Annotated in this window: 8 protein-coding genes; 4 read left to right on the forward strand and 4 right to left on the reverse strand. The window is 46.4% G+C overall.

Features of this window, described 5'->3' with window-relative positions:
- Positions 1-66: 66 nt before the first annotated feature.
- Complete coding sequence (locus G589_RS0112365) at positions 67-1,797, reverse strand: SGNH/GDSL hydrolase family protein (protein ID WP_026522366.1); 1,731 nt, start codon at positions 1,795-1,797, stop codon at positions 67-69.
- 42 nt (positions 1,798-1,839) lie between these two features.
- Positions 1,840-3,321 (reverse strand): glycoside hydrolase family 43 protein, encoded by a 1,482-nt coding sequence (locus G589_RS0112370; protein ID WP_026522367.1) that lies wholly within the window; start codon positions 3,319-3,321, stop codon positions 1,840-1,842.
- Between the two features lie 176 nt (positions 3,322-3,497).
- Between G589_RS0112370 and G589_RS22390 the strand changes: the two genes are divergently transcribed.
- From G589_RS22390 to G589_RS0112395, 4 genes are all read left to right on the forward strand, one after another.
- The gene (locus G589_RS22390; RefSeq protein ID WP_196811883.1) at positions 3,498-6,275 is read left to right on the forward strand and encodes a carboxylesterase family protein; all 2,778 of its coding nucleotides are present in this window, start codon (positions 3,498-3,500) and stop codon (positions 6,273-6,275) included.
- A gap of 339 nt (positions 6,276-6,614) precedes the next feature.
- On the forward strand, positions 6,615-8,423 hold the full coding sequence (locus G589_RS0112385; protein ID WP_242826448.1) for a sugar ABC transporter substrate-binding protein: 1,809 nt from the start codon (positions 6,615-6,617) through the stop codon (positions 8,421-8,423).
- 102 nt (positions 8,424-8,525) lie between these two features.
- Positions 8,526-9,464, forward strand: a complete 939-nt coding sequence (locus tag G589_RS0112390; protein WP_026512402.1) for an ABC transporter permease — start codon at positions 8,526-8,528, stop codon at positions 9,462-9,464.
- A 12-nt stretch (positions 9,465-9,476) separates the two neighbouring features.
- A complete protein-coding gene (locus G589_RS0112395) occupies positions 9,477-10,391 on the forward strand; it encodes a carbohydrate ABC transporter permease (protein ID WP_026522371.1) in 915 nt (304 codons plus the stop codon).
- Positions 10,392-10,481: 90 nt separating this feature from the next.
- On the opposite strand, the gene atpC is transcribed toward G589_RS0112395, so the two are convergent.
- Positions 10,482-10,901 (reverse strand): ATP synthase F1 subunit epsilon, encoded by a 420-nt coding sequence (gene atpC / locus G589_RS0112400; protein WP_026522372.1) that lies wholly within the window; start codon positions 10,899-10,901, stop codon positions 10,482-10,484.
- Between the two features lie 12 nt (positions 10,902-10,913).
- Positions 10,914-12,305, reverse strand: a complete 1,392-nt coding sequence (atpD, locus tag G589_RS0112405) for a F0F1 ATP synthase subunit beta (RefSeq protein ID WP_022766443.1) — start codon at positions 12,303-12,305, stop codon at positions 10,914-10,916.
- Between the last annotated feature and the right edge of the window lie 12 nt (positions 12,306-12,317).

The raw sequence follows: 12,317 nt of genomic DNA on the forward strand, positions 1-12,317 counted from the left end.
CAAAAACATGGCGACATGCTTCTTCACATTTTCCGCCATGTTTTTTCTCATTTTCTGATATCTATTTCAGCAGACTCCAAATCCGAGAATGGTAAACTTCTTATCTTCGTCTCCATTCTTCATCTTAATGAGGACCTCCCGTTTCCTGCTCTCTATCTCATTTACTAGGATCACGGCATTGCAGTGGGTCCATCCGTTTACGTGAGGATCCGCATCCAGGACCTTCCTGCCATCAACATAGACCTCAGCCGTGCCATGGCTTGCAGCAGCTGAATCCTTGAATATCAAAAGCAGTCTCTTACAGGTAAGCGTCATCTTAAAGGGCTCACTTCCACCTTTGTGGCACCAGTTGTGCGGAAATTCAGGAGTCATCTCGATATCCTTATCCATCTCCACAGCCTGCAGGTCTTCATCTTTTTGGTCAAAAGAGCCGCAGGCCACCTCTGCAATATCGTACTTCTCTTTAAGCGCATCCATCTCTTTCTTATCAAGAAGTTCTACCTGCTCAAAATCCGCTCCGATTGCCGGCTCAATTTCCGCAAGAGAAATCTCTTTTCCCTGATCAGTAGGAAGAGCCCCTGCACTTACCACATCCATCAGATTCGACAGGCAGTCAGCCATGATCTGATGTCCAAGATTGCTTGGATGATACACATCATAGAAGTACTGGTTCTTGGAGATGACGCGCCCATCCTTAGGCATCAGCGGAAACTGCGGACTTACGGCATCAAGAACACTGACCATCGGAAGATCATAATTCTTTCCAACAGGAGATAATCTGTCCTGAAGATTCCAGTCGTTTGAGAAAACTGCAAACAGCAGAACTACCGCAGGTTTCCAGGGAAGAGAAAGAGCTTTTCTCACAAGGCTCTCGTAGCATACGCCCTGAGTTTCATCGCCCTCATCGTTAACTGCAAACTCGATGACAATAAGGTCCGGCTCGCACTTTCCATCACGAAGCACATCTCTCTCAAACCTGATCATTCCAAGCTCCGAAGGAGTTCCTCCAACACCGGCCTTAACAAAGGTGCACTCTCCGCCCTTCATATATCTTTTTACAAAGTCCTCGTAAAAGACTCTTGCGTAGCACTTCTCATTGATTGGAATAGCGCCTGCTCCCTGAGTGATGGAGCCTCCGATAAATGAAAGGGTTACATCCTCTCCGGAAGCTGCCTTATCAAGGACCTTTCTGAGCCTTTCGGTATTACCGGTCTGCATAAGGCTGTTACCGATCATCTTTTTGTAGCCTTCAGAAGCAAAATCTACCGCAACTTCCTCGGGCTGCTCGGGAGCTTCAAATCCGTCATTGAGATAGAACCTCACATCTGTGGTGGCGCATAGTCCCTCTTTATCAAAAAGAAATCTCATCTGCCCCAGCTCTTTATCGCCATCCTTCCAGTCGATGCCATCAAGCTCAATTACAGTATCCATGCCATCCATGGTAAGCTCAGCCTCAATGACTGTTACCTCTTCGCCGGGAGTATTCGGATACATCTCTGCCACAAACCTTGTCTTCTCAGCTGCCTTCTCGCAGGAAACGCTGACTCCGATGGAGTGGACCATCTTCTGAAGACCTGCTCTTGTGGTCAGATTCTCTATCATCTCTTCATCTGTGACATTGCCCGTGAGCTTGGCCGCATCCGTAAGCCTTCCCATGTCCATGTACAAAAAGTGGGCAAAGCTTCCGTCCGGCTGCGGAGCTCCGAATATTTCCTTGTCCTTCAAAATATAGAAAAAAGGTCGTTTCTTTGTTGGATCCTTGGGTGCCACAGGCCCCCTGTTTGCTGTCTCTGCCATAATTTCCCCCATATCTTCCATATCAGTTTTCGCTGCGTAAAATCACTCTACAAATTTCCATGAATAGAACTCAAAGCCTTCACCCTCAAAGACAAAATACAGATCATGGATTCCCGCAGCCTGAGTATCGAGCCTGTTTGAAATCTTAATAAGCTCTTCTCCGGCGTCCACTCCCTTTACAGGCTCCATACTGACTTCAATCTCCTCTATGGGCTTTGACTCAGGTGAGTCAAGGCATACAAGGATCTTGCCTCTTATCTTATCTGACTTTCTTCCGTCAGCTCTTTTCACCATAACTTCCACAAGCCTTGCAGGATCTGCGCCAAAGTCCACGCCACTTATCTGCACCCAGCTTCCGCTCTTGATTGCAGTCAGGATCATGTCGCCGGAGCCGTACTTAACCGCCTCTTCTCCGTACTGCCTTGTGGCAACACCTGCTGAATTTGACATGGTAACTGCTTTTGTCTCCACATAAGGATCGACGCACTTTAGCTGCTTAACACCCTCTCTTGTAGCAACACTGGCAGAAGGCTGCCCCTTCTCATCGATCACAAGCTTATCAATGCCGGTGCTGCGATAGCCCTTAAGGATGCCCATGCTCTCCTCTAATATCCTTGAGTGGTAGGTTATGTAATACTCGCCTTCAAACTTAAACATGCAGTGGTGGTTGTTTCCGCCAAGTCCAAAGAAATGCTCAGGGTTCTTCAGAACGGGATTTGCCATCTCAAAAGGCCCCATCGGGTCATCGGAAACCATGGTAATGATCTCGCCCTGTTCAAAGCCTTTTTCCTTCTCGGCTTCAGGTGTCATGGAGAAGTTTGAGCAGTAGGAATAATAGTACTTTCCATCAATCTTATTTATGCCGGAATCCTCAAAGAGATAGGATACATTTTCTATGGGCTTTGGATCTCCCACGATAGAGATCATGTCTTTTCCAAGCTTGGCAACCCTTGCTGTTCCGGGATCGGACGCCTTGTCGTCAGAGGGAACTCCGCCACCGAAATATATGTAGCTCTCGCCGTCATCATCCATGAGAACCGCCGGGTCAAAGAGCCATGTTACTTCAGCACAGGTCGGTGTATCCCTTGATATAAGTGCATGTCCAAGAGGATCGGTAAATGGTCCGACAGGGCTGTCTGCCGTAAGGACTGCGATTCCGTTTCCACTGTTTGCAAAGTACAAAAAGAACTTATCCTTCCCATCTATTGTCTTCCATGCTGCTGCCGGCGCCCAGGAATTTCCGCCCCACTTCGCCTGGCCGTTTGCACCTGCTGCATAGACCGTTCCGTGGTCAGTCCAGTTTACAAGGTCGTCAGATGAAATGACGCTGATCTTGTCGATCTTGCTGTATGTATTCTCCTGAATCTCTCCGATGTCGTTGACCTCCGGATAATCCAGTGTCATGTAAATATATACTCTTCCCTTGTACTCAAGCGCATAAGGGTCAGCTCCGAATCTCTGCACCATTACAGGGTTGTGGTCTGAAAGCGCCTTGTAGCTGCTTAGGATCTTGATATCACTCATTTTGGTAATCCTCCAAGTTTTTGGTTCATGTTATAGAAAAATATACACCAAGTATTATTTCCGTTTCTTTTCATAAATTGCTAATTTATTGCCATTATTTGATTGGAAGATGGTGACCGTCGAGAATAAATTAAAATTAATGAACTATATAATTCATGAGAATAAGGGGAAAAATCATGCTTAGAGAAACAGTAACAGAAAACGGAAAAGTCAGGGGACTTCCCGGAAATGACCCTCGTATCACGGTCTTTAAGGGCATCCCTTTTGCAGCACCACCTATAGGAAAAAACAGATGGAGAGCGCCACAGCCTGTGCAGAACTGGGAGGGGCTACTTAACGCCTTCGAGTTTGGCCCCATCTCAATGCAGGACACACCGGGCATCGGCGAGCTCGTTTATAACCGCGAGTGGCACGTTGATCCCGAGATCAGAAACAGCGAGGACTGCCTCTACCTCAACGTCTGGACTCCTGCCAAAAAAGCCGACGAGAAACTCCCCGTCCTTGTATGGATCTACGGCGGCGGCTTCCAGTGGGGCTACACGGCAGAGATGGAATTTAACGGAGAACCTCTTGCTGAGAGAGGTGTCATTGTCGTTAGCATTGCCTACCGTCTTGGATGCTTTGGCTTTATGGCTCATCCCGAGATAACAGGCGAATCACCGGCTTCTCCTTCCAACTTCGGTCTTCTCGACCAGAAGGCAGGTCTTGACTGGGTTAAAAGAAATATCGCCTCCTTCGGCGGAGACCCGGATAGGATCACTATCGGAGGCCAGTCAGCAGGCGGAGCCAGCGTTCAGCATCAGCTCAGTTGCGAGGACAACAAAAACATCATAAAAGCCGCAGCGATCTTTAGCGGAATCATAAGACTCGATAATTCGGACGCAGACATCTTCCATCCATTAAACCTTAAGCAGGCAGAGGACCTCGGAAAAGAATTCTTTGAGAGCCTCGGTGTAAAAGACCTGGAAGAATCACGAGCTCTTTCTTCAAGAGAGCTACTTGATGGCTACAACAAATTTGCAGAAACTCACAGAAGAATGTTCCCGATCATCGACGGACTCTTTTGCAAGGATGATCCCACAGAAAATATCGCAAACGGCAAGAGTCTTGATGTTCCCATCATTTCAGGAAACACCACGGATGAGTTTTCAGAAGCCGGCGTAAACATGGTGGAGCGCTCTGTTAAGCAGGTGTTCCTGAAGGCAAATGAAAACCGCCCGGATCAGAAGCTTTACTACTACAGATTTGATCCCGACATTCCGGGAGACGGTCATAAGGGAGATTCTTATCCCGGCACTTTCCACTCAGTAGATCTGTGGTTCTTCTTCGATACACTTCACATGTGTCACAGGCCCTACGCAGGAAGGCACTTTGATCTGGCCTGTCAGATGTGCGACTACTTTGCAAACTTTATTAAAACAGGTGATCCCAACGGATGTGGCAAGGACAGAACTCCTCTTCCGAAGTGGGAAGCCTATACGGATGCAGCCAGAAACGAAATGGAATTCCTTGGCCGCGGAGCATCACCAAGGCAGGAAGGCGGCATAAGACAGGGCAGCAAGAAGCAGGCAGTCAACCCCTATCTTCCATCCTGGGAATACATCCCGGACGGCGAACCTTACGTATTCGGAGACAGGGTTTATGTCTACGGTTCACACGATCTTGTGGGAGGAGAGACCTTCTGCCTCGGAGATTATGTGTGCTGGTCAGCACCTGTTAATGACCTTGGCAACTGGCACTACGAGGGTGTTATCTATCCCAAGACTTCAGATCCTTTAAACCCTGACGGACATCAGTGCCTCTATGCACCTGATATCACAGTCGGACCGGATGGAAGATACTATCTCTACTATGTTCTCGACAAGGAAAATGTCGTGTCGGTAGCAGTAGCCGATACTCCTGCAGGACCTTTTGAATTCTACGGATATGTTCACTACGAAGACGGAACAAAGCTCGGCAAAAAAGCCGGCGACGAGCCACAGTTTGACCCCGGTGTAATGACAGAGGGCGATCTCACTTACCTCTACACAGGCTTCTGCGGACATGGTGACAAGTCAAGGCACGGTGCAATGTACACAGTCCTTGGAAAAGACATGCTGACAGTAGTTAAGGCTCCCGAGATAATCGTGCCAGGTGCCCAGTACAGCCAGGGAACAGATTTCGAAGGACACGCTTTCTTCGAAGCTCCATCCATCAGAAAGCATGGAGATACCTACTACTTCATTTACTCATCGGAAGTTATGCACGAGCTGTGCTATGCAACATCTGATAAACCGGAAGGCCCATTTACCTACGGCGGCGTTATTGTAAGTAACTGCGACCTCCATATAGATACCTACAAGAAAGCCGAGGATCCATCCGCTTACGGCGCCAACAACCACGGCAGCATCGTGGAAATTGAAGGCAGCTGGTATATCTTTTACCACAGACATACCCATGGCACCTGGTTCTCAAGACAGGGCTGCGCAGAAAGGATCGAGTTTACAGAAGATGGAAAGATTCCTCAGATAGAGATCACCTCCTGCGGTCTTAACGGTGCTCCTCTTAAGGACATCGGTGAATACCCTGCTTACATTGCCTGCAACATCTTCACTCCCGAGAAGAAGATGTATGTTGAGGACGGCGCTCCAAGGATTGTCCAGGAAGGTGGCGATGGCGACCAGAACGAAGGCTACATCAAAGGAATTACAGACGGAACAACCATCGGATTTAAGTACTTTGATCTTAAGGATGTAAAAGGACTTCGCATTAAGACGAGGGCATACTTTAATGGTCACTTTGAAATTAAGACCGATCTTTCAAAAGAGCCTTTAGCTCTTTTGAAAGCAATCGGATCAAACATCTGGACAGCCCACGAATGCAGGTTTGATGCGGTTTCCGGAGAAAATCCACTTTACCTTATATATAAAGGAAGCGGAAGCTGTTCTCTTAAGTCTGTTGAGTTCCTTCACTGAGCATTCATTGGCAAGACCTTGCCAATATTTGATTGGAATGGGGTGGTCCTGATGTTATACATTACTATTAACATCAGGACAGTCATTCAGACTTTATATGGCAATATGACAAGAAATTTGTGCAAATTATTAATTATACCAAATAAACATGTCCATTTTGCACAAGAAAAAGAAACAAAAAGTAAATTTTCTGTTAAAGAAGTAAAAAAAGTGCTTATTGAAGTAAAAGAATTCCATTCTATCAAAATTTTCTGAGTTCTATAATAATCCATGAAAAGTGTCACATAATCATACTTTTTTTGGAACAAATAAAAAAGTAAAAGGGAGAAAGGGGTAATTATGAAAAACAAAGCAATGAAAAAAGTTGTTGCTCTGTCAATGAGCACAATGCTCATGGCAACCGCTCTTGTTGGTTGTGGTGAAGCAGCTCAGAGCACAGGCGACAGCGCACAGACATCAAATGGGGGCACAGAGACAGCAGCACCTGCTACTACAGACACAGCAGCAGACACAACAGCAGCTGCAGAAGAAAAGACTTATGCACCTGACGAGATCGTTGACTTCACATTCTTCGCAGGAATGCCCGGAACAGAGATCAACAGCGGTAACAACGAGATCCAGGACATGATCGCAGAGAAGACCGGTGTTCGTCTTAAAGAGACATGGCTGACAGGTCAGACAGTTTCAGAAGCAATCGGATCAATCATCGCATCAGGAACATATCCTGACCTCATCGATGGTGGTGACGGATCTACAGATCTTTACAACGAAGGTGTTCTTATTCCTTGGGATGAGTACCTTGAGAGTGGCAAGTATCCTAACCTTACAAACTACTACACTCCTACAGAGTGGGATCAGTTCAGACAGGATGACGGACACATCTACTGGTGCAACGTATTCCAGAACACAAAGGGCGCTCCTACAGGAACAGCTCACAACGACGAAGCATTCTGGATTCAGGCAAGAGTTCTTGAGTGGGATAACTACCCTGAGATCAAGACACTTGATCAGTACTTCGATCTTCTTGAGAGATATGCAGCAGCTAATCCTAAGACAAAAGACGCTAACGGCAACGAGATGGATATCATCCCTTACACATGCCTTTGCGATGACTGGAGATACTTCTGTATTGAGAACGCTCCTCAGTTCCTTGACGGATATCCAAACGACGGTTCTGTAATCGTTGATTTCGAGGGCAAGGATCCTACAATCGTTGACTACAATACAACTCCTACAGCTAAGAGATACTTCGCTAAGCTGAACGAAGAGTACAAGAAGGGTATCGTTGATAAGGACTTCGGAACACAGAAGTACGACGACTATATCCAGAAGCTTTCAAACGGTAACGTACTTGGTATGTGCGATCAGTACTGGGATTTCCAGCAGATCAACGACGCACTCCTTACAGCAGGTCTTGACGCTCAGGGCTGCAACTATGTTCCTCTTGGACTTACAATTGACGAGGGAATGGACAACCGTTGGCATACATACGGCGACACACTTAACACAGCTTCAGGTATCGCAGTTACAACAAGCTGCGCAGACCCTGACCTTGCATTCTCATTCCTTGACAAGATGCTTGACCAGGATATCATGAACCTTCGTTTCTGGGGTGTTGAAGGTGTTGACTACCTCGTAGACGATAACGGACTCTTCTACAGAACTCCTGAAATCAGAGCTCAGGTAGCAGATCCTAAGTACAAAGCAGATCATATGTGCACATACAGCTACCTTCCTCAGTACGGCGGAACAAGCGACGATGGAAAGAACGCTAACCTTCCTGAAGAGCAGCCTTCAGAGTTCTATGATAAGCTGGCTGAACCTCTTAAGAAGTGCTTCGACGCTTACGGTGCTAAGAACTATCCTGATCTCATCGGATCAGTTGTAGAAGATGTAAACGCAACACATCCTTGGTTCCCTATGTGGTCATACTCAAACAACCTTGATACATCAACACAGGGTGGTGTAGCTTGGACAAAGATGGGTGAAGTTAAGCACGAGTGGCTTCCTAAGGTAGTTATGGCTTCAGACTTCGAGAGCGAGTGGAACAACTACATGAAGGCTTATGAAGGATGCAATCCTCAGGACTTCCTTAGCCAGATGCAGGAAGAGCTCGACAGAAGAGTAGCAGCAAATTCAGGCAACTAATGCTTTAATTCTTGTTCTAGATGATAAGGCAGCCATATGCAGCTTAATAAGTATATGGCTGCCTTTTTATACAGAATTATTAAACGAAAGGTACCAAAAGGGATGAGTAAAACCGCCGCAAATAAAAAGAAAACGGTCATCACAAGAAAAGAACTCGCCAAGCAAAAGGTTCTTATAGCATGGTCTGCAGTATTTGTAATCTACGGATTTATCTTCTGTTATCTGCCCCTGGCCGGCTGGTTGATGGCTTTTGAAAATTATAAGAATAAGACAGGCCTCTTCCACTCAAAGTGGGTTGGACTTGAAAAATTCAGATTCCTGTTCTCAGATGTAACCTTCCTTAAGGTAATCAGAAACACTTTCTGCATGGGAACATTGAATCTTATCTTCACTACTCTCACAGCTATCGTCTTTGCGATCCTCTTAAATGAGTTCAGACTGCTGAGAGCCAAGAAGGTAGTACAGACAATCTCCTACCTTCCACACTTCCTTTCATGGATCATTGTTACAGGTATTTTGAATGATGCCCTTTCATCAACAGGTATCATAAACGAGCTTTTAGTTAAATTTGGATTAGTAAAAGACACTGTTCCGTTCTTCTCGATACCGGCTCTGTTCTGGCCTATCGTAACCTTCGCACATGTATGGAAGGAAACAGGATGGAACGCGATCATATATCTTTCAGCTATCACATCCATTGATCCCTGCCTGTATGAGGCAGCTTCCATCGATGGTGCAGGTAGATGGGGCAAGATCAAGAACGTTACATTGCCCGGAATCAAGCCTACGATTATTATCCTGCTTATTATGAACATGGGAAATCTGCTTAATGCAGGTTTCGAAGTACAGTATCTCTTAGGAAACGGACTTGTAAAGAGCGTATCAGATACCATCGATATCTACGTTCTGACCTGGGGTATCAGCCAGAATGACTATTCCCTCGGTACTGCAGCCGGTATCTTTAAGAGTGTAGTATCCATAGTGATCATAGTACTTGCAAATCAGATCGCTAAGAAGACCGGCGAAGAAAGGTTATTCTAAGGGAGGTGCTGTATGGAAAAGAATGAGTTTAAGTCAGGTGGACTTCATAAATTAAGTGCATGGGATGTAGTTTTCTACATTTTCCTTTATCTATTCATGCTGATCTTCTGTATAGTAACCATTTACCCGGTACTTAACACACTGGCCATTTCATTTAACGACGGTGTCGACGCCATGAGAGGCGGTGTACATCTCTGGCCAAGAATCTTTACTACACAGAACTATTCCGCAGTACTTGCCCTTCGTAATATCGGACGCGGCGCTGTTATTTCAGTTTTAAGAACCGTTCTCGGAACAATTTTTGCAGTTGCAGCCAATGCGCTTCTTGCATTCATTGTCAGCCAGAAGAACTTCGTGTTCAGATCACAGCTTTCACTCTTCTGGGTTATCACAATGTATGTTAACGGTGGTATGATCCCTGTAATGCTTTTGTACAGAAACCTTCATCTCACCAATTCCTTCTGGGTATATGTAATCCCGGGAATGATAAGCGGTTTCAACATGCTGGTTATGAGAACCTACATGGAAGGTCTTCCGGATTCACTTCAGGAAGCAGCTCAGATCGACGGTGCAGGTTACATGAAGATCTTCTTATCGGTTGTATCTCCTTTGTGTAAACCTATCTACGCAACAATAGCTCTTTTCGTTGCTGTAGGTCAGTGGAACTCCTGGTTCGATACAATGCTCTACAACCGTATGGCAGACCAGTACACAACACTTCAGTACGAGCTGATGAAGATGCTTTCAGCCGTTACCTCCCTTAAGGGTAACGCAGGTGCTGCTACCACAGGAACACAGGTTAACATCACTCCCGTTTCCGTAAGAGCTGCAGCTACCATCATTACAATGGCTCCTATCGTTATGCTCTACCCGTTCCTGCAGAGATACTTCGTTGCAGGTCTTACAATCGGCGGCGTAAAGGAGTAATTATATATAACCCTTACACAATTAATTGAAAATGCCCCCGGCTAAATGCCGGGGGCGTTTTCATTATGTTTAAATCTCTTATTTTAATTCTTATAATTCGCGATCCTGATGACCGGTGGAACCAAGTCGTACGAGCGCTCTGTAGAGCTTAGCCTCAGCTCTTACTCTGGCTTCCTTGTCCAGGAGCTGGTCTGAAAGTCTCTCTTCAGCTTTTGCTTTGGCAGCCTTAGCACGCTCAATATCAATATCTTCACTCCACTCCCAGGTGGTAGGGAAGACTCTGACTTCGCCCTTTAAGACTGAAAGCATTCCACCGATACAGGCTGCTTTTCTCTCTGTGCCGTCTTCCATGGTCACTCTCGCTGTGCCCATTCCAATAGCGGTACAGTAGTCGGTGTGGCGAGCAAGGATCTCAACATCACCGTCTATTGTACGCAGAAGCAGCTTCTGAACTTCTCCATCGAAATCCAGGCCATCCATGGAGACAACCTGTAAATGATAACTAGACATAAGTCGCTCCTTTTACTTTTTAGCCTTTTCGAAGACTTCGTCAATGGTTCCAACAAGAAGGAATGCTGACTCCGGAAGATCATCGCACTCACCGTCAAGGATCATCTTGAATCCACGGATAGTCTCCTTAAGAGGAACGTACTTTCCGGGAAGTCCTGTGAACTGCTCAGCAACTGAGAAGCTCTGTGACAGGAAGTTCTGAACCTTACGTGCTCTGTAAACGGTAAGCTTATCTTCTTCTGACAGCTCGTCCATACCCATGATAGCAATGATATCCTGAAGTTCACGATATCTCTGAAGCACCTGCTGTACTCCCTTTGCTACTTCATAATGCTCTTTTCCTACGATATCAGGTGAAAGGATACGGCTTGTTGAATCAAGAGGATCAACCGCCGGATAAATACCCTTTGAAGCGATATCTCTGGAAAGAACCGTTGTAGCATCCAGGTGAGTGAAGGTTGTAGCAGGAGCAGGGTCAGTAAGGTCGTCCGCAGGTACGTATACGGCCTGAACGGATGTAATTGAACCCTTCTTGGTTGATGTAATTCGCTCCTGAAGAGCCCCCATCTCAGTAGCCAGTGTAGGCTGATAACCTACGGCTGAAGGCATACGTCCAAGGAGGGCGGAAACCTCAGATCCGGCCTGAGTGAAACGGAAGATGTTATCGATGAAAAGAAGCACGTCCTGATTCTTTACATCACGGAAGTATTCAGCCATTGTAAGTCCGGAAAGACCAACTCTCATTCTGGCTCCCGGTGGCTCGTTCATCTGACCGTAAACCAGTGCGGTCTTATCGATAACTCCACTTTCCTTCATTTCTCCGTAAAGGTCGTTACCTTCACGGGTACGCTCTCCAACACCGGTGAATACTGAAATACCACCGTGTGCCTTAGCAACGTTATTGATAAGCTCCATGATAAGAACGGTCTTACCAACTCCGGCACCGCCGAACAGACCGATCTTTCCGCCCTTAGCGTAAGGGCAGATAAGGTCTACGACCTTGATACCTGTCTCGAAGATCTCTGTAGCAGGAACCTGATCCTCATAAGAAGGAGCAGGACGATGGATTGGCCATCTCTCTACATCCTCCGGAGCAGGCTCGTTATCTACAGGCTCTCCAAGAAGATTGAAGATTCTACCCAGACACTTGTCACCAACCGGTACAGTGATTGGGCCTCCTGTGTCTTTTGCATCAACGCCACGAACAAGACCGTCTGTGGAACTCATGGCAACGCAGCGAACTACGTCGTCACCGACCTGCTGAGCAACCTCAGCGATAAGTCTTCTGTCCCCAACCATAATCTCAATAGCATTGTGAAGATCCGGAAGCTCACCCTCTTTAAAGCGGATGTCAAGTACAGGGCCTGTAACCTGTATTACCTTTCCAATATGATTTTCACTCATTGTGTTTGACTC

Source organism: Butyrivibrio sp. VCB2001, from assembly GCF_000423965.1.
Taxonomy (GTDB): domain Bacteria; phylum Bacillota; class Clostridia; order Lachnospirales; family Lachnospiraceae; genus Butyrivibrio.